This window comes from Oligoflexus sp., from assembly GCF_035712445.1.
In the GTDB taxonomy this organism is placed as follows: domain Bacteria; phylum Bdellovibrionota_B; class Oligoflexia; order Oligoflexales; family Oligoflexaceae; genus Oligoflexus.
Window position 1 is genome coordinate 55,824 of record NZ_DASTAT010000071.1, and the last position, 17,160, is coordinate 72,983.

A 17,160-nucleotide genomic window follows, 5' to 3' on the forward strand; every position below is an offset into this window, starting at 1 on the left:
TGGTTTATGATCGCGGCCTTAAGCACCGTGGAAAAGGAATTCCCGAGCATGGCCAAAAAACCAGCAAAATCCCCGCGTGATACCAGCAAGCAAGGAAGCATCGAGCGCAGCTTCATCAAGCAGGGCCTGAAAATCCTGGGCGTTGATGAAGTGGGCCGCGGCTGCATTGCAGGTCCGGTTTATGCGGCCTGTGTCAGCCTTGATTATGATGCTCTGAAAGACCTCGACACCAAAACGCGGGCTTTGATCCGCGATTCCAAAACACTCAGCAGCGCTCAGCGGCAACGAATACTCCCCGTCCTGCACATCGTCTGCCGGGATTGGGCCGTTGGCGTTTCCACCGTCACCGAAATTGAAGAGCAGGGGATCGTTCCCGCAACCTTCCAGGCCATGCTTCGCGCCTTTGAAGCGATGAAGGAAACGCATGATCTTCTTTTGATTGATGGCAAGCAGCTGAATCCCATGCTGCCCATTCGTCAGGAGGCCATCATCGGTGGAGACGGCCTTTGCTTTGCGATCGCTGCGGCTTCGATTCTGGCCAAGGAAGCCCGCGATGATTTCATGCGGCAGGCGGCCTTGAACTTCCCGCACTATGATTTCCATGAAAATGTCGGCTACGGCACAAAAAGTCACTTAACGGCGATGGAAGCGCGTGGCATTACGCCTTTGCATCGGCGCAATTTCGCTCCGGTCACACGTTATGCGGAGCTTGGTCATTACTTTACCGCTACGGTATAAACGCGCCCGCCGCGGCGAAGCCCTGGTTGCTGCCTGGCTTTCTCACCGCGGCTTTCACGTCATCGCTCAAAATTTCCGCCGCAAATCCCTCGAACTCGACCTCGTCGCCGTCAAAGGCCGCGAGCTTCTGATCATCGAAGTGAAAACCCGCAGCGCTCCGATTGATGACTGGCAGCATCTCATTCCACCACGCAAACTCGCCGCAATCTGGCGAGGCAGCGATCGCTTTCTCAATGAGCATCCAGAATATATGGATTATACCATACATTTGGGACTCGCACTTGTGACGGAAAAGTGTGGTGTGCCTGTTGCTTGGATGCGTCTGCCGGCGGCTTCGGATTCCACTTGATTTGCGCGCGTATCTATTTGGGGCGTGGATGGCTCAATTAGAATTCTACCAAGTGTCGGTGAAGAGATCGGTATAGGCAGCCGGTAGATGAACGACGCTGCGACTTCCAATTCCTGGAACGAAAGTTCCAGGAATTAACGGAGCGCAGGCCCTGTTATTGAGATAAACACCCCGGTGAAAAAACTCTCCCGCAAGGAAGTGTTCTGTCAAATGGAGTTGACTCATCCCAAACAGTTCCGCTGTCGAAATTGTCAGGATTTCCCATATCAATCGCTCCTGGATTGGTAACGGGGCGTGGCGGCTGACGGGGCAACACAAAAATGCTACTGCCGTCGACTTTAACACCACGAACCGAAGCACCCAGACCGTAATTCAACTTCTTGAGATAATCCGTACAGTAGGCTTTTCCCCAATAGGATTCATCACAGATACCCATTTTCAGCAACTGGGTATTGATTTTTTTAAGTTCTTCTGCGGTTTTACTGCTGTCTGTCTGCACGACGACTTTTGAACCCATTCCCCCGTTTTTTCCAAACTTCTTCTCAACGGCTTTTGCCACGCAAATCTGCATGGGGCTCAGTTTAAGCACCCCATCATTGGCAACAGTTGATACTGCTGTGTCAGGGTTTTTAGTAGCCTCTTCGTTGTCAGATATCACCTTTGTGGAAGAATCAGAAGCTTCCACTGTCTTTGTATCATCATGTTTGGAAGAGTTATCCGCAAGTTTGGACGTGTCGTCCGCAGGTTTGGACGAGTCGTCCGAAGACACGCGGGGTGGAACTTTCGTAGGTTCCTTTGTCGGCGGAGGATCAGATTTTGGGTGCTCATTCTTCAAATTACCGTTTGAACTGTAACAAGTCGGTTGACCTTTTTCACAATAGACATCTGGACTGATCCCGGCTTTATCCGGCTTCTGATAACCGTCCTTATAACCTCTGGCGAAAGCTTTCTCTATTTCTTCCTGGCTTGGACCTTTTTGTGTCCAAGTTTGAGAAGAACCCGAGCTGGCGTCCTTCGTTTTGGATACTGATCCAACAACGCCAGCATCAAAACCGCCGTTAAAACCTGCTCCCTCTCCCTGGGATTTTGAAGTTCCCTTCTGAATTTCTTCGTCGTTTGTTCTTTTTCTAAGATCTTCTATGTAGCTTGTGCCAAGCTTTCTTCCTGCATAATCTCTCATACTGTCGGACCAATCATGACGATGCTCAACGCCCTTTTCGTCTTTATGGTAGCTGGTAACCCATTGCCCACCCCCAACCATGTTCATGTATTTCACACCTGGTGACTGTGCTAGAGCTTTGGCCTGCTCCTCAGCACAGCTGGCAACGATCTCCTCGCCAGCCCAAGCGTTAACTGCTTCCATACAGGCTTTGCTTTCCTGGCCTGAGGCGGACTCCAAAAGGCAAAATGATTTGACCAGACCATCGATTTTGTTCACCGGCTCTCCGAGCGGATACACCTGGTCCGAGTACGCAGCTTGCGCTGCAGCAAGAGCTGCTGCCGTGATAATAGCCCGTACAAGTATAGATTTCACTTTTGGCTCCTTTGCTTGTCCCGAATGAGTCTAGCTTCCAGACCTTTATTTCCGAATTTTTTTTCCATAGCTTTCGCAATACAGATTTGAACTGGGCTGTGTTTGATTACTTCATCATCAGCTACAGATGAGACAACCGTTTCGGGCTTTTTTACCTTATCACTGTCAGATTTCAGCTGCTTGGAGAAATTGGGCAAATCCGCTTTCTTAGTATCAACTGGTTTTGTCAATTCATCGGACGATACCCGGGGCGGAACTTGTTCAGGTTCCGTGGCTGGCGGGGGATCGGATCTTGGGTGCTCATTCTTCAAATTGCCGTTTGAACTGTAACAAGTCGGTTGACCTTTTTCGCAACAGACATTGGGAGTGATTCCAGCCCTTTGAGGATCCTTATATCCCTCCTTGTAACCCCTTGCGAATTCTTCATCGATTTCATCCTGGCTGAGACCTTTTTGTGTCCACTTTTGTGAGGAACCAGGGCTTGTTTCACGCGTGCTGGATACCAATCCTTCAAGATAGGCTTCAAAACCAGCGCCTCGAGACTTGAAGGTGCTCGTATGAATCCCTAAATCGCCAGGGTTTTTTCGAAAGTAGACAACATAGAGTGTACCCAGCCTACGCCCAGCTTCGTCTCTCATACCGTCTGACCAATCGAGCCGATGGTCAGTTCCATCCTTATCTTTGTGGTACGCCCGATGCCAAACACCACCCTCAACCATATTTCCGTAAGTCACACCTGGTGACTCTGCAAGGGCCTTGGCCTGCTCATCCGCGCAAGTGGCAACGACTTCCTCAACACTCCAAGCCTTGATTGTCTCCAGACAGGCTTTGCTTTCCTGGACAGAGGTGGATTCCAAAAGACAAAACGATTTAATCAACCCATCGATTCTGTTCACCGGTTGTCCAAGCGGAAACAGCTGATGCGAGTAGGCGACTTGTGCGGAAGCAAGTGCTACCGCGATGGAAAACACTTTGTCAGTAATTTTCACTACCTTCTCCTCTGCTGCTACGCAACATTTGGATACCACCCCCTATACCGAGGGTCAATCCCTTATGCAGGAAGGAGTTGGAGTGCATTTCAAAAATCGTTTTCAGTGCTCACGACAGCATGGCTGACGTTAAAGGACAAGAACACCATTCTTTGGAAAAGAGAATTTTGCCGAGGATGAGCCGCCGGAAGGAAAAGGCAGGGTAGGGAGAATTCACGCTGTATCTTGCAAATAAGACGAACAAAGAGAAAAACCCCGGAAGCGTTCGCTTCCAAGGTGACTTCTCAAAACTTAGGGCTGCCTTTGACGAATCAGGCTTCCGCTTCGGCTTTTTTGCCAACAAAGCGGCTGCGGATACGAGCGGCTTTACCGGCCAGACCGCGGAGGTAGTAGAGGCGCGAGCGACGGACGATACCGGCGGCCACAACTTCCACTTTGGAGATCATAGGCGAATAGGCTGGGAACACGCGTTCCACGCCGACGCTGTTTGCGCCGATTTTGCGCACTGTAAAGGACGACTCGATGCCGCCCTTCTTATAAGCAATCACCACGCCTTCAAAAGGCTGAATACGGAACTTGCCAGCTTCGGCACCTTCCTGGATTTTATAGTACACCTTGACAGTGTCGCCAGGACGGAATTTAGGCAAAGCGGTATCTTGCTTGGGTTGTTTTTTGCTTTCGAAGTTGCTGATGATAGAGTTTTTCATCGAATTTGACCTATTACAGTTTGGAAGCCTTGAAAGTGCTACCCTGACTCGTCTTTCAGGAATGAGCTTTACTACACGAACTCCGGTAGCCGGTCAAGGCCTGGTTTCGCTATTATCAGCCATAACAGCATATTACATGGCCATTCCGAGTGTGGAACGGATGATATCCTGCTTGGCATCCTGCAGCGCATCATAGAGTTCTTCCCGATCTGCGGTCGAAATTCTTTGGCGCATCAAGGGCAGAATTCGGTCTTCGATCAGCTGCCCATGTCGAGCCAGAGCATCACGAAGTTCCATGACCTGGTCGGCGGGAGGATGATCGTCAAGTCCGAGTCGATCGAGTTGCATGCGCAGCCCGACCAGATCCGTCTCCAAACGCTGCAAGGCAGCATCCTGTTTAGGAGAAACCGCTGCAAGCTCGGGCAGAAGATACTCCAATTCAAGAGTGAGATGGGCTTTCAAATGACCTGCGATACTCGACCAGTTCTGATGAGTCGTTGACCCATCAATAAAAGCGCTGACATCACTCTGGCGTTCTTTAAGCTCGTTCTTGAGGAGCTGCAATACATCCATGACGATAACCCTTCCACAGCATTACTGGGATAAACCCGGCCCGATGGCTTTTGCCGAAACGTTCCATACTGGTATCTAGATGATGAAATGATGAGGGCTGGTATAGACCATCAGGAAAAACGATTCAAGCACGAGTGCGAGTACGCTCTAAAATCACGTCATCGAAAGCGGCAAATGATTGGTGAGGATTTCATCAAAACCAGCATCTACAGCGGCTTTGGCGTCCTCATCACGCACAGGGAGATAAGCCAGGAGGCGGGCTCCTCGCTTGTGATAGGCCTCGGCAAAGAATTTTGTAAAAAGATCACGACCTGCAAAATACCGTGGAATGGAATATGTTCGTCCGGAGCGGATCCCGCCGACGAAGGGCATTCCAGAAAACACAGCAAGTCCAGCCCGATAGCATTCGGCTTCGCGGGCCAGCGTCCTTGCATTCGGAAAGAGCTGCCGTAGATAACGTTCGGCGCGAGCGCTCCAGCAAAGGAAGCGGGCCTGCTCATTGAGCCAGGATTCAGCCTTCTTCCTGCGCGCCCACTCGTGCAGACCCAGGAGCGTGGGCCCGGCGGACTCGGGTTTGATATCGAAGGTCCAGCTGAAACCCGCGTAGGACTCAATGAATTCATCAAAGGTCAGAAGTCGATGACCGTGGGGACTCCGGAGCGACAGGAGTTCCCGCAGACTTGTTTTTTCCACAATCAAAGAATTGGCGAATGTCCGGGTCAATTCCGAATCATGGTGCAAAACAATGTGACCATCGGCCGTGGTGCGCAGATCCGTTTCGAGATGGGTAAATCCAGCCTCTATGGCAGCATCAAAGGCCTCGCGCGTATTTTCGAGAGCTACGGTATGATAGCCACGATGACTTATCCATACGACCGGGTCTTGTTCCATGCCCATCCTCCCTGCTAGGATCCTTGGTTTGAATACACTTTATAAGCGAGTCAAGCATGGATTCCGCAATATATATCAGTCCCAAGGCCCTCGAAGCCGCACTCGAACTGCAAGAGCACACGGCGCGCTATCGCAATCTGCCCCTGCGGCTTTACATTGATGGCAAAGGTTGTGATGGCTTCTATTATGGCGTGTCCTTCGATCCGCAAAGCCCCGACGACCTTGTGTTCCCACAGGAAGGCGGTCTCCTTCTGATCATCGACCCCCCAGCCTTTGAATTCTGCAAGGGGTCCACCATTGAGTGGATTGATGACGAAAGAGGCACAGGCTTTCTCGTTGAAAATCCGCATCAATGGAAGTTTCGCGGAAAATTTTTCAAAAGAAAAGCCTGGATCGATAAACTGGAAGGGCGTCAGTCACCGGATTCGGGGGAAGTGCTGCAGAGCTGATAGCCGCCGCCGTATACGTTGCGGATTTCCAGCTGGGATCCCTGCAGATAGCGTCTGAGGCGCGAGATATGACTGGCCATGGACCTGGGGGATACACGCACATCCTTCCAGACGGCAAGCACCAGATCCTCATGGCTCAGACAGTGATTAGGATTTTTCAAAAGGTGGCGGAGGATCTGCCCCTCTTTGGGTTTCAGCCTCACCCACTCCCCTTCCATACTCAGTTTCAAACGATGACCCGCGGTGTCCAGGATCAAGTCGTGGAGCTGCATGACCGAACTTGTGTCGCGAGGACCATCAAAGTTCAGGATTTCCTGCACGTTGAAGGGCAGCTGGGTGCGATCATCGGCGCTGATGATCATGGCGTCAGGGGATGCCGGCGCGAAGCCGTCCACGTCCCCCAGATAGAGCCTGGGCACGGATTCATAACGAATCCCGAGCAGATTTTCGAGATTGATCAGCTCGTCGGCGAAATCCGCGCTCCGAACGATCACAAGGTCCGGCAAGCGTCCCCTTAAGGGTGCCATGCGCAAAAAGTTGCGCAGGGAGGCGAAGGCTCGAACGGCAAAATCACCCTGCAAAAGCGCAGGCGTGCTTTCTGCTGGAGGCCGGGGACGTTCCAAAATCCAAATGACCGACATGCGAATTCCTTCTTATAGACTCATCTTACAAAGACTGTAACGCGATGTGTAGTTAGCCGGAGCTTTCATCAGCATAAGCGTCTCCTGCGAGGGATCATGATAGAAAGCCGCGTGAAACGAAGTGCCTTCCTTGAAGACGCCGCGATAGCCGCGATGAACCACTTCGGTCGGTTCAATCTTGTAAATAGCGACTGTGAGTTCATGATCCAGCCACTGCGGAAGAAAGAGATAATCCGATTTGGGATCAGCGCTCAAAAGCGGTCTTGCGACGTGCACCTTGCTGATGGGCACACTGAGCTGATTTTGCTTCTGGAAAGGACTGCTTTTGCTCAGGCGTTGAATTTCAATGCTGGCATTGGTCCAAAGAAGAGTGTCACCCTTCACGTAACTCAAAAGGTTCGTGACCTTCCCTTCCTGAAAGGCCCAGCTTTCGATCGGAGCCTTGTCACCCAGGTCTATGGAATGCTGATCCTTGGGATCGCGCCAGCGCAGGGTTTGGAAACTGGGTTCCTTGACCTTGTCCGAGGTTCCACGATCGAGCCAGACCATCTGCGTTCCGCCCTGGGCATCCGCGAAAAGCTGGGCCTGACCGATCACCTGGGTTGTGGGTTCAGCGCGTGGTTTCGCGCCGCCCTTTCCATCGAGCTGCACTTCGAGCTGCAGGTAAGGTTGATCATCCAACGACTCATCTTCCTTGCCTTCTCGCACAAGGGTTCGCAGTTTTCCGCCGGAAATCTGCCAGTCGGTGAGTTCCCAGGCTGCCTTGGTATCGCTCGAAAATTGCTGCAGGACCGCGTTGCTCTGCAGATCGCGGATCTGAATCGTCGGTTTGCCGCGATCGCTGGTTTTCAGGGCAAAAACTGCCTTTTGCTGCCAGATCCCCGCACCCAGGAGTATGCTGTCCTGGGCGATCGGCAGGGCAACCAGCGTATCCTCGTCCATGCTTGAAATACTGCGGAACGGCAGGTGATACATGGTCTTCACACCGCGGCGGGTGGTGACTTCAAGGATCAGCGAAGGCCCGAGTTCGGGCACGATATGGACACGATCGATGCGCAGATCATCCTTGCGGATCGGAATCTCGGCGCACGAGACAGATTTGGCATCCTGCAGGGCATCCCAATCAGACTTGAGTTTGCCCGTGCCCCAGCTGCAGGCGGTCAGAAGATAGAAAGGCGCCACGAAAATGGCCAGGTTTCTCATCATAAATGCCTACCAGTCCCTCAAGATTTTCATCAATTGGTCGATGCGTGTTTTGTAAAGATTCGGAATGAGTGCAACAGGTATTGTATGCGATTTTTCATTTATCCCAAAATAATTTTCGTCCTGGGGCTCTTCCCCTTGCTGAGCGCCTGTCAGACGATTGTTCAGCTGGAAGGGGCCACTCCGGTCAAGCTTCCCTATCTGAAAAATACAGCCAATGAATGCTATTATCTCGATGAGTTCATGCCGGTGCCGGACAATCTTGTTACGGGTCTTTCAGGCGCCCTTAAGCTCCGCTATTACTCGTTCAAGTTTGCGAATTACAAGGATTGGAACGAACGGGAAATCGTTCTTTCATTTTATTCGCGCGATGATAAATGCTGGTCACTCTTTGAAGAATTCTATGTTGTGAAGTGAATGACCAAAGGGATTGCCCCTCGTACCTCGTCTCTATTCACGCTACAATATCTTTGTCGAACTGCAACTTGAGGAGCCCTCCGGTGCCATTCAAGCCACGCGCCATCGCTTTGGTTGTCCTCTCATGCGCCCCAGCGGGCTGTCAGACCATGAGCCTGTTCGAGTTGCCCAAGGGCTCTGCGCCGGTGGTGACTGCGGCGCCTGTTCCATTGGTTCCGGCTCCCTCGCCGCTTTTGGATCAGGCCAACGAATATGCTCGCGACGGGCTTTATCGTGAAGCCGTGGCGGCGTTCCGCAAGCATCTGTCCGAGCGCCCCAAAGATGCCGCGGCGCATAGGACGCTTGGGATTGTCTATGTGAAAACAGGTGCGTATAAACTGGCGATTCAGCATCTGCAGGAAGCTCTGCCGACTTATCCGGAGAATGCTGAGCTGAATTATTATCTGGCCGAGGCTTATCGCACGCAGACGCGCTATGCGGATGCGATTTTTCATTATAAGAAAACTTTGCAGACTGAGCCCAAGAATGTGAATGCCTTGAAGGCTCTCGCGTGGAGCTATTATTCGATTCGCTATTATGCCGAGGCGTTGAAGACGGCGAAGTTCCTTAAAAAGCTCGACCCGAATGATTTTCAGATTTCGATCATCAACGCGCGCATTCTGAATAAAATTGGGATGAATGACAAGGCTTTGGCTATTCTCAATAAGACCGAGGCGCTGTCCGGTCCCCAGGAGCTGCCGTATCTTTACAGCGTGAAGGGGGACATCCTCCTGGACGAGGGCAACCGCGTGGAGGCTGAGCAGGCTTACCGCAAAGCCCTGCAGGACCAGCCGCTCCTGCCGGGGGCTCTGACTGGTCTTGCGAAAAAGTTCATCAAGGATCAGCAAAACCTCGATATGGCGGTCACCTATCTCGAACGCGCGCTGCGCATCCGGCCGAATCTGACGGAAGCTTACTTCCTATTAGGCCAGGCGCTCGAGAAAAAGGATCCCAGGAAGTCGCTGGAAAACTACCGCACCTTCGCCAAGGAAGCCGCCATGGATCCTCAGTTTCAGCAGGAGCTGGGGTTCGCCCGGGAAAAGATCGCGGCGGTGGATGGCAAGGACGAGAACGCGGCGAACAGCAATGTGAAGCAGGTGGAAGATCTGGAGGATGCGCTCTAGCGGGCGCAGGCGGAAGACGTCATGACCCGAAGGGTTACCGCGCAGGCGGAAGATCTGGAGGATGCGCTCTAGCGAGCTGTCCTGCCGTCATGGCCCGAAGGGCCATCGCGCAGGCGGAAGACGTCGTGGCCCGAAGGGCCATCATTTCTTCTTTCACACCAGCTTCATTTCCTCTTTCTGATAGCTCAGCAAACTCCGCCGCGCATCGAAAAGGTTCTTGTACGAATCATAACGGACCTTCAGCCGATCAGATTCGCGGCGAGCCTCCACCAGCTTATCCAGAAAATCCAGATATTCGGGATCGGTTTCCGTGAGGCGCTTCAAACGGGCCTCACTCACCTTTCCATCATCGAGCCGCAAGGCAACCCGGGCTCGAATGGTTGGCTTCATCAGCTCATAGTGCTCCGCCGTTTTCTTGGCCTCGACATAGGCCAATCCCACTTTGTTAGCGATATGAACAATCTCCTCCAAACCCAGTTTATCCCAGGACTTTCCGTCCTGCGGCTGTGAATTGGCTTTGTCCGCGGATTTCATACGTTTTTTTACCTTTGCAACGCAGGCCCTGATAAGACCTCCGAAAAATTTAACCGGAACTTTTGACTTCGTCAAATATGCCCTTAAGGATTTGCCAAATTTTCCGATACGTCATAAAGGGTGGATAATTCCAGACATAATATGTCACAATGGAAGAGGTAGGAAAAGGATAATCCTATGAACACCGTCGAGCTAGTCAGTCCCTTGGATTTCTTTCGCGATCAGGTCACGAATGCGGCCCAATCATTGAAACTTCAACTCAATGATGACATCGAATTCTACCTCGTCAACCTCCTCTGTGAGTTTATCAACCCTGCACAACTGAACATTGACGATGATATGGCTGTGCTGGACACGCCCCTGGCTTTGATGCTGAAAAAAGCCCTGGAATCCTCGCCTGACACCCAAATCAAAGTCTATAAGCGCCTGGGCGACACCAGTCTTTACCTCGCCGGCTATTTCCAGGATTATTTCAATCGCAAGACCTTTGACGTCGGCTACTACATTAACATGGGTGCCGCCGCTTACAACCAAACTTCCACACTCATGCGCACCCATAAAAACGACAGCCACTTCTCAAAAGTCTATTTGAGCATGGCTCAGGATTTCCGTTCGCTGGTGAATCTGGTGGCCGAGATTTCCGAATCCACACCGCTCGCCAGCAAACGCGATCTTTTGACAACGTACACCCGCTGGCAGCATACGCAATCGGGCAAACTGCGCAAGATTCTGGAAGACGAAGGCATCACGCCTATTCCTCTTCTGAATAAAGATCCGCAATGATGCGGGCCTCGTTTCAGGACATGATCCAGCGCATCGAGGATGAGCTGGCCGCGTCCTATGGTTTTCCCATAGCCGTGTCCGCTTCCTCATGTCTGACGCAATCCGCCGAGGCCGCCGCGGTCGCCTCTGAAAATCGGGCCGCCTTGATCCTGCGAACCGATCCTGTGCAGGATGAGCTGGAAGTCGGACTCTACTTTAAACCCGACCTCATGGCTACCATCGAGCAGCAAAATCCGCTGCAAAGACTCGATAGTCATAACCTCGATGCCTTCTGCGTGGCCGTCGAGGAAGTCAGTCATTTCCATCTGGTGATCAATCGCGTTCAGGCAGGTCAAGGCGTGAGTCTTCTCGAACTCGAATGGCAAGGCGAAGTGGATAAGCTTCTGATCGCCGGCCGTGTCCTGGAGCAGCAAACCGGCGATCCGCATCTGCCGCAGCTGACCCGCATGATCTTTGATCATTCCTATTGCTACACATCACAGCAGGATCTTTACGAAGAGGCCCACCGCCTCGCAGCCCGTTACTGCTATAAACTCCTGCCCGAGCTGCAGAGCGCACCCAGCCGCAAACGAGCCGGAAAACTGCGGGACGCCTGCCGTCAGACCTATGAGCTCCTCTGGGCGGAAAAGCTTCGCACCATCAATCGACTTTGAGCCTCACGCCTCCTGTGATAGGAACGAGGGATGGAGGCATCACCTCGTGAAAACTCGCGCCCAAGGTTTAAATCTGCACGATATGAAGGCGTTTGGCCTTCTCCACAGCAATGTCGAAATGATTCGCATTGATCGTCTGGAAGAAAGGCATCAGCCGAAAATTCCCTTTCCCCATAAGCATAGCTTTTTTCAAATCGTTATTATTTCTGAAGGCCAGGGTTGGCATGAAATCGATTTCACGCGCCACCCAGTTCAAGCGGGCACGCTTTTTATCATAAAGCCGGGACAGGTGCATGCGTGGGAGCTCAGTCCTGATACAGCCGGATATCTGGTCGAGTTCGAATCCCAGACCCTTCGAAAAGTTCAGAATCTGAATGATCCTCTGGCAAGGCTTCATGCACTGCCTGATGCCATGACTCCTGAACCCGCACAGCATGATCACGTTCTGCGGCTTTGTCAGGATATGCTGCACGAGCAGCAAGGAAAACCCTCGGGCTGGGAAACCATCCTGCAGCTTGAGCTTTTGACTCTGCTCTCTCTTTTCTTTCGCTTCTCCCCATCCTCTCTCATGCTCCCAGATAAGGATCACACGCTGCAGATCTTTTTCAGTCTGGTCGAGACTCACTTCACGCGCCATCACAATCTTGAATTCTATGCCGATAAACTTTCTTTGACACCGAAGGCCCTTACCATGCGCGTGACGCGGGCCTTGGGAATTCCGCCGAAGAAGGTGATACAGGATCGCTGTCTCCTGGAAGCGAAAAGACTCCTCGCTTACTCCACAGATGCCAATACCGCGATTGCCCGAAAAATTGGTTTTGATGATCCCAATTATTTCCTGCGACTCTTCCGCTCCAAAACCGGCATGACGCCCAGCGAGTTCCGCAGCCAGCAACTGGACAAAAGTCACAGGGCCTAGCACTAATGTAACATATTGATAATATAAGTCTTTATTATTTCCATCCGGGTTTTTCTGAGGTACGATCGTCCTGAGACGTGAAACAGTTCGGGAGTAACTCCATGCTCAGACAGATCTTTGCCTCCCTCACAAGTTATGGGGGAGTCCTGCTTACCTTTGTCTTTTGGTACACAATCATTCCTTTGCAGCCGAAGTTCGAGGAATGGCAAAGGGATCCCATGAATCTCTTTCTGGCCCTGGCTGTCTGGGGCCTTCTTGGTGGCATCAGCTGTCTTTTTCTCTCCCGGCATATTGCAGCCTGGGGCATGAAGGTGGACCTGGCCGAAACGAATGCCGAGGATGCCGACATTACGAAGGCGACACTGATTTTGCATCGGGTTCAAAAGAAGCTCGGCCTTAAACATAAGCCGCAGCTTGGTGTCTATGAGAACTCTGAGATCAATGGTTTCATGGTGGGACTGACCCTATCCCGGAGCACTCTCGCATTGTCACGCGGCGCTTTGCAAAATCTGAGTGATGATGATCTGGCAATTCTTATGAGCCGCGAGATTTTGCACTTCAAAAGCGGGGACGTCCACGCCCTCGCCTTTATGCAAGGCGTCCTCTTCTCATTCACACTTTATGTGTCCAGGATGCTGGCTTTTCTTCTGGGAACCAGCCTGAGACAGACCGAAGAGGAGGAAACATCCTCTCAGGGCGTGGAGATGATCCTGACCACGGCGCTGCTCCTGCTTTTGACTTTACCTGGGACTCTTATCTTCTGGCTCTTCAGTCGAGCCAGCGCGGTGCGCGCGGATACGGCCGTGGCGCGCCTTGTGGGTTCATCGGTCTATGCTGCGTTTTTGAATCGTGTTCAGGGTCTAAGACCGCCCAAGTCCGAGATTTTTTCCGATGCCTTCAAACTGCAAAGTCAAACCTATCCTGCCTGGTCCGGCTGGCCATCCCTGCAGCCGGGACTGCCCCTTCGTCAGAAAATTCTCGTCACCCCTTCCTAAGCCGCGTTATCAGGATGCCTCTCGGAGACTCGTCAGAGTCTCCGTCATCCGAAGGCTTGAAAAGAGCTGCTTCCACAGCTTTCCGTGAACCTCAGCTGCAGACGCCCGCCCATCTTCATGAGGCGATGCTGGACGGCATCCAGCCCCGCGGGGTTTTGGAGTTTCTCCGTCCGCGCGTTGCCCTTGAGGGTATGAAGGATTCGATAGTTTGCTGGGCCAGTTCAAGAGGCGGCGTATGGCGATGCGGCTGGATTTCAAGAACATTTCGAAAAGTCGCGGATCACCCTGCAGGATCGTGCTCATGATCTCTTCTGATGATAAGCATACGCTCGACTTTGAAGTCATTCAACACGGGCTCCCAGTTGAGTTCCAGAGTGCGCCTTGAGCCGATCGCCTGATGAAAGCGGATCTCCCGTGGAAGTAAATGGCGTAAACAGCAACAGCGGAACTATCGCCATGATTTGGAGCAATCATAAAACAGCGGGATAAAGTCAGGAAGAAAAGGGGCGTCCCGCGGAAAGCGGGACCGGACCACTTACGAACGCTTGTCCATCGGTGTGTAGTGACGAACGGTGGCGCCAGTGTAGATCTGACGAGGACGACCGATCTTGGTCGCGGGCGACTCGTTCATTTCCTTCCACTGAGCCAGCCAGCCTGGCAAACGACCGAGGGCGAACATCACGGTGAACATGTTGGTTGGGATGTTCAGCGCTTTGTAGATGATGCCCGAATAGAAATCGACGTTCGGATAGAGCTTTCTTTCCACGAAATAAGAATCCTTGAGAGCCTCTTCCTCCAAACCTTTGGCGATATCGAGGAGCGGGTCCTTGATTTTCAGTTTGGTCAGAATCGTATCGCAGGCCTGCTTGATGATCTTCGCGCGCGGATCGAAGTTTTTGTACACGCGGTGGCCGAAGCCCATCAGACGGAAGTTGTCGTTCTTGTCCTTGGCCTTCAGAATGAATTTCTTATAGCCGCCGCCGTCCGCCTGGATCTCCTGCAGCATCTCGATCACAGCCTGGTTTGCGCCGCCGTGCAGAGGTCCCCAGAGGGCATTGACGCCCGAAGAGATCGCCGCATAGACGTTCGCCTGGGAAGAACCGACAAGGCGCACAGTCGAGGTCGAGCAGTTCTGCTCGTGATCAGCATGAAGAATCAGAAGGATATTCAAGGCCTTGGCGACTTCCGGGTCGGGATTCGAACCATACATCTGGGCCAGGAAATCGGAGCAGTATTCGTTGCTCGATTTCGCGTCGATCAAGGACTGGCCCTGGCTCGCGCGGTATTGGTAAGCCGCGAAGTTTTTCACCTGGGCCATGGTCTGGGCGATCACATTATCGACCTGATCCGGCTTCAGCTCAGGATCCAAATATTCTGGATAGTAAGCGGACATCGCCGACAGGACCGAGGCCAGAACACCCATAGGATGGGCATTCTTGGGGAAGTGCTGGATCAGCTGCTTCAGCTCAGGCTTGGTCGCCGTGAAGCTCGAAAGCTTTTCATTAAACCACTTGAGGCGTTGAGCGTTCGGGAGCTCACCGTAGACCAGGAGGTAGGCAACTTCCACAAAAGTTGATTTTTCAGCCAGCTCTTCGATGGGATAGCCGCGGTAGCGCAGAATCCCGGTTTCACCGTCCAGGAAAGTGATGGCGGAAGTACAGGACGCTGTGTTCATGAAACCGTTGTCGAGTGTGACCAGTCCGGATTCCTGACGAAGCTTGTTGATGTCGAGGGCTATTTCGCCTTCCGTACCTTCCAAAACCGGGAGTTCGAGAGTCTTACCGTTGTAGTGGAGTTCCGCCTTCGTCTTGGTCATAGGTAAATTTCTCGCTACTGTCATGTATTCTCTCCGATTTGCAAGTGGCCTGAGTAACTTCCAGCATCTGGGTTATCGGCAACGGAGGAATAGAATTAAATGTTTATCAACACCGCAGTTTTTACTTTTCTGACGGATAGGCTGGTCATCTAGTCCGCTCGGGGGACCTTGCCACGGCAGAGAATCCCTGAGCAGTATGCGGGTCCAGTCCAAAAATCAGTCAGCGGTCTTATATACCGCAGCGTTGATTGCCTTTAAAGACCTAAGGGAACGTCCTGACGAGTTCGTCTCAGCCAGGCTGCGCTGTCAACAAACCCTCCCTGCAGAAGTTCCGTCTCCAGTTCCTGGAGGCGCATCTCCGAACCAGGTTCAGCCTGGATAAACACAAGGTCCAGCCGAGCCGTCGGAAAATCTCGAAGCAGAAGAGCCAGCTTCAAACGGTGCAAACGGAACTGCGTATTTTGCGGTTCAAGGGCCACCAACCGATTGAGGTAAATGTAGCGAACTTCGACGTGGTCAGCACTCTGGATTGCACCTTGCAGCTGGTATAGCACATACCATCGAGAACTGCCAAGCCAGGCCCCACCACCCAAAACAAGAAGCAGCACCACCGTAGCCAATCGAGCCTGCTTGGGTCTTACAGCCATCAAACGGTTGGGTATGTGGCGCAGCCAAATATAGGCAAAAATAACTCCAAAGGCCAGACCGCCCAAATGCGCGGAGTTGTCGATCTGCGGTATAAGAAAACCAAGGATGATATTGGCGATAGCCATTACCGTATAGGCGCCAGCGCGAGGACGACGTCCCGTCATAGCTTCAATCTTGGACTGGACAACGCGTTCCAGGTAAAGACCAAAGCCGAGAAGACCAAAAAGTGCGCCCGAGGCACCCACACTCACCGAAGGCCCGGCGAGCACGCTGGCGATATTCCCCGTCATGCCTGACGCGAGGTAAAGGAGCAGGAAGGACTTGCGGCCCAGGAGAAATTCGAATTGATAGGAGACCGCATAAAGTCCGTAGGTATTAAATGCAAAATGAATAAGGCCACCGTGAATGAACAGCGGCGTGAGCAAACGCCAGTATTCACCCAAAGCCAGAAGAGTATTATCCTTCGCACCAAGCTTGATGAGGACATCGGTGTTGGCGCTGAGCAGGGCCATTTGGAAGTTCGACCAGGCAAGGCCGGATTGGTAGAAGGTCACGAGGAACATGACCGTATTGATAAGAATGATGCGGCCGGTCCAGGTTCCCCATAAAAAGGCCGCCCCCCGTGGTTGCTGCACGAGGGGTATCAAGGGGGCCCGGCTTCTCTCGTCATCTTCCGGTCGGTCGTGCACGTCGCCTGCTTATAAGATGGTGTAGTCGGCCTGAGGCGCATGCATATCGAGCCAGCGCGCGCCGCGGATATCACGGTTGGGATGGTCGCTGGAAAGAAGCCAGATAGGCGCGCTCCCAAGCTCACTGGGGAGGAAGAGCAGCACCTGCGTAACTTCAAGCTCCGAGCTTGTATCCCGCAAGACTTCAGCCGAAAGGCGCAGCACCTGTCCCTCCTGCATGGCAAGATGAACGTGATCACTGCGCAGAATCAGTTTGTCATGTTTACCTGTTTTGGGCTCACTTTCAAATTTTATTCTGAAATCCTTGTCGCCCAATTTTTCAATCCGGGTGATCTTGAACGTTCCACCAATTCTTTCGACTTTCGCCAAAGGATCAGCCACGCTTTGTCCACTGAATGCCAGCATGAGCAAGAGGGACAGGATCGGGAAGAACCGAAACCGATGCGATATCATAAAAAACCCTCTATCC

The 17,160-nt window shown here is 52.4% G+C and carries 20 protein-coding genes; 9 read left to right on the forward strand and 11 right to left on the reverse strand.

What is annotated here, in order from left to right:
• Positions 1–6: 6 nt before the first annotated feature.
• Positions 7–738: a ribonuclease HII gene (locus VFO10_RS15915; RefSeq protein WP_325141881.1), complete on the forward strand. Its 732-nt coding sequence runs from the start codon at positions 7–9 to the stop codon at positions 736–738.
• A complete protein-coding gene (locus tag VFO10_RS15920) occupies positions 701–1,087 on the forward strand; it encodes a YraN family protein (protein WP_325141883.1) in 387 nt (128 codons plus the stop codon). Before VFO10_RS15915 ends, VFO10_RS15920 begins: the two co-directional genes overlap by 38 nt.
• A 154-nt stretch (positions 1,088–1,241) precedes the next feature.
• Here the strand turns inward: VFO10_RS15920 and VFO10_RS15925 are convergent, their stop codons facing one another.
• From VFO10_RS15925 to VFO10_RS15945, 5 genes are all read right to left on the reverse strand, one after another.
• Complete coding sequence (locus VFO10_RS15925; protein ID WP_325141885.1) at positions 1,242–2,621, reverse strand: hypothetical protein; 1,380 nt, start codon at positions 2,619–2,621, stop codon at positions 1,242–1,244.
• A complete protein-coding gene (locus VFO10_RS15930) occupies positions 2,618–3,610 on the reverse strand; it encodes a hypothetical protein (protein WP_325141887.1) in 993 nt (330 codons plus the stop codon). Before VFO10_RS15930 ends, VFO10_RS15925 begins: the two co-directional genes overlap by 4 nt.
• 311 nt (positions 3,611–3,921) lie before the next feature.
• Positions 3,922–4,317 (reverse strand): 50S ribosomal protein L19, encoded by a 396-nt coding sequence (gene rplS / locus VFO10_RS15935; protein WP_325141888.1) that lies wholly within the window; start codon positions 4,315–4,317, stop codon positions 3,922–3,924.
• 132 nt (positions 4,318–4,449) lie between these two features.
• Positions 4,450–4,890: a hypothetical protein gene (locus VFO10_RS15940; RefSeq protein WP_325141890.1), complete on the reverse strand. Its 441-nt coding sequence runs from the start codon at positions 4,888–4,890 to the stop codon at positions 4,450–4,452.
• A 153-nt stretch (positions 4,891–5,043) separates the two neighbouring features.
• Positions 5,044–5,781, reverse strand: a complete 738-nt coding sequence (locus tag VFO10_RS15945; protein ID WP_325141892.1) for a glycerophosphodiester phosphodiesterase — start codon at positions 5,779–5,781, stop codon at positions 5,044–5,046.
• A gap of 56 nt (positions 5,782–5,837) precedes the next feature.
• Here VFO10_RS15945 and VFO10_RS15950 point away from each other — a divergent pair, with 56 nt between their 5' ends.
• Positions 5,838–6,230: a hypothetical protein gene (locus VFO10_RS15950; RefSeq protein WP_325141894.1), complete on the forward strand. Its 393-nt coding sequence runs from the start codon at positions 5,838–5,840 to the stop codon at positions 6,228–6,230.
• On the opposite strand, the gene VFO10_RS15955 is transcribed toward VFO10_RS15950, so the two are convergent.
• Together VFO10_RS15955 and VFO10_RS15960 are read right to left on the reverse strand one after the other, a co-directional pair.
• Positions 6,194–6,871, reverse strand: coding sequence for a winged helix-turn-helix domain-containing protein (locus VFO10_RS15955; RefSeq protein ID WP_325141896.1), 678 nt, complete (start codon positions 6,869–6,871; stop codon positions 6,194–6,196). The two genes, VFO10_RS15950 and VFO10_RS15955, sit on opposite strands and share 37 nt — an antisense overlap.
• Positions 6,872–6,883: 12 nt before the next feature.
• Positions 6,884–8,077 carry a hypothetical protein gene (locus tag VFO10_RS15960; RefSeq protein WP_325141898.1) on the reverse strand — a complete coding sequence of 398 codons (1,194 nt, stop codon included), beginning with the start codon at positions 8,075–8,077 and terminating at the stop codon, positions 6,884–6,886.
• An 84-nt stretch (positions 8,078–8,161) separates the two neighbouring features.
• Between VFO10_RS15960 and VFO10_RS15965 the strand changes: the two genes are divergently transcribed.
• Positions 8,162–8,491: a hypothetical protein gene (locus tag VFO10_RS15965; RefSeq protein WP_325141900.1), complete on the forward strand. Its 330-nt coding sequence runs from the start codon at positions 8,162–8,164 to the stop codon at positions 8,489–8,491.
• A gap of 83 nt (positions 8,492–8,574) precedes the next feature.
• Positions 8,575–9,654 carry a tetratricopeptide repeat protein gene (locus tag VFO10_RS15970; protein WP_325141902.1) on the forward strand — a complete coding sequence of 360 codons (1,080 nt, stop codon included), beginning with the start codon at positions 8,575–8,577 and terminating at the stop codon, positions 9,652–9,654.
• 153 nt (positions 9,655–9,807) lie between these two features.
• On the opposite strand, the gene VFO10_RS15975 is transcribed toward VFO10_RS15970, so the two are convergent.
• A complete protein-coding gene (locus VFO10_RS15975; protein ID WP_325141904.1) occupies positions 9,808–10,188 on the reverse strand; it encodes a hypothetical protein in 381 nt (126 codons plus the stop codon).
• Between the two features lie 177 nt (positions 10,189–10,365).
• Between VFO10_RS15975 and VFO10_RS15980 the strand changes: the two genes are divergently transcribed.
• The 4 genes from VFO10_RS15980 to VFO10_RS15995 all read left to right on the forward strand — a co-directional run bounded on the left by VFO10_RS15980 (position 10,366) and on the right by VFO10_RS15995 (position 13,538).
• Positions 10,366–10,971 carry a hypothetical protein gene (locus tag VFO10_RS15980; protein ID WP_325141906.1) on the forward strand — a complete coding sequence of 202 codons (606 nt, stop codon included), beginning with the start codon at positions 10,366–10,368 and terminating at the stop codon, positions 10,969–10,971.
• Entirely contained in the window at positions 10,968–11,624 is a 657-nt protein-coding gene (locus tag VFO10_RS15985; RefSeq protein WP_325141908.1) for a hypothetical protein, read from the forward strand. The genes VFO10_RS15980 and VFO10_RS15985 overlap by 4 nt, the downstream gene beginning before the upstream one ends.
• 46 nt (positions 11,625–11,670) lie before the next feature.
• Positions 11,671–12,543, forward strand: a complete 873-nt coding sequence (locus tag VFO10_RS15990) for a helix-turn-helix transcriptional regulator (protein ID WP_325141910.1) — start codon at positions 11,671–11,673, stop codon at positions 12,541–12,543.
• Positions 12,544–12,644: 101 nt separating this feature from the next.
• Positions 12,645–13,538, forward strand: a complete 894-nt coding sequence (locus VFO10_RS15995; protein WP_325141912.1) for a M48 family metalloprotease — start codon at positions 12,645–12,647, stop codon at positions 13,536–13,538.
• Positions 13,539–14,073: 535 nt separating this feature from the next.
• On the opposite strand, the gene VFO10_RS16000 is transcribed toward VFO10_RS15995, so the two are convergent.
• From VFO10_RS16000 to VFO10_RS16010, 3 genes are all read right to left on the reverse strand, one after another.
• A complete protein-coding gene (locus tag VFO10_RS16000; protein ID WP_325141914.1) occupies positions 14,074–15,354 on the reverse strand; it encodes a citrate synthase in 1,281 nt (426 codons plus the stop codon).
• A 254-nt stretch (positions 15,355–15,608) separates the two neighbouring features.
• Positions 15,609–16,637, reverse strand: coding sequence for a rhomboid family intramembrane serine protease (locus tag VFO10_RS16005; RefSeq protein ID WP_325141915.1), 1,029 nt, complete (start codon positions 16,635–16,637; stop codon positions 15,609–15,611).
• A 63-nt stretch (positions 16,638–16,700) separates the two neighbouring features.
• Entirely contained in the window at positions 16,701–17,144 is a 444-nt protein-coding gene (locus VFO10_RS16010; RefSeq protein WP_325141917.1) for a hypothetical protein, read from the reverse strand.
• Positions 17,145–17,160: the final 16 nt, after the last annotated feature.

What these genes read in the sequence shown, in the direction of transcription:
- VFO10_RS15920 (WP_325141883.1), top strand. Translation starts at nt 701, where the DNA reads ATGCGGAGCTTGGTCATTACTTTACCGCTACGGTATAAACGCGCCCGC.
- VFO10_RS15985 (WP_325141908.1), top strand. Translation starts at nt 10,968, where the DNA reads ATGATGCGGGCCTCGTTTCAGGACATGATCCAGCGCATCGAGGATGAG.
- VFO10_RS16000 (WP_325141914.1), bottom strand. Translation starts at nt 15,354, where the DNA reads ATGACCAAGACGAAGGCGGAACTCCACTACAACGGTAAGACTCTCGAA.
- VFO10_RS15965 (WP_325141900.1), top strand. Translation starts at nt 8,162, where the DNA reads ATGCGATTTTTCATTTATCCCAAAATAATTTTCGTCCTGGGGCTCTTC.
- VFO10_RS15945 (WP_325141892.1), bottom strand. Translation starts at nt 5,781, where the DNA reads ATGGAACAAGACCCGGTCGTATGGATAAGTCATCGTGGCTATCATACC.
- VFO10_RS15950 (WP_325141894.1), top strand. Translation starts at nt 5,838, where the DNA reads ATGGATTCCGCAATATATATCAGTCCCAAGGCCCTCGAAGCCGCACTC.
- VFO10_RS16010 (WP_325141917.1), bottom strand. Translation starts at nt 17,144, where the DNA reads ATGATATCGCATCGGTTTCGGTTCTTCCCGATCCTGTCCCTCTTGCTC.
- VFO10_RS15955 (WP_325141896.1), bottom strand. Translation starts at nt 6,871, where the DNA reads ATGTCGGTCATTTGGATTTTGGAACGTCCCCGGCCTCCAGCAGAAAGC.
- VFO10_RS15975 (WP_325141904.1), bottom strand. Translation starts at nt 10,188, where the DNA reads ATGAAATCCGCGGACAAAGCCAATTCACAGCCGCAGGACGGAAAGTCC.
- VFO10_RS15995 (WP_325141912.1), top strand. Translation starts at nt 12,645, where the DNA reads ATGCTCAGACAGATCTTTGCCTCCCTCACAAGTTATGGGGGAGTCCTG.
- rplS (WP_325141888.1), bottom strand. Translation starts at nt 4,317, where the DNA reads ATGAAAAACTCTATCATCAGCAACTTCGAAAGCAAAAAACAACCCAAG.
- VFO10_RS15960 (WP_325141898.1), bottom strand. Translation starts at nt 8,077, where the DNA reads ATGATGAGAAACCTGGCCATTTTCGTGGCGCCTTTCTATCTTCTGACC.
- VFO10_RS15915 (WP_325141881.1), top strand. Translation starts at nt 7, where the DNA reads ATGATCGCGGCCTTAAGCACCGTGGAAAAGGAATTCCCGAGCATGGCC.
- VFO10_RS15940 (WP_325141890.1), bottom strand. Translation starts at nt 4,890, where the DNA reads ATGGATGTATTGCAGCTCCTCAAGAACGAGCTTAAAGAACGCCAGAGT.
- VFO10_RS15980 (WP_325141906.1), top strand. Translation starts at nt 10,366, where the DNA reads ATGAACACCGTCGAGCTAGTCAGTCCCTTGGATTTCTTTCGCGATCAG.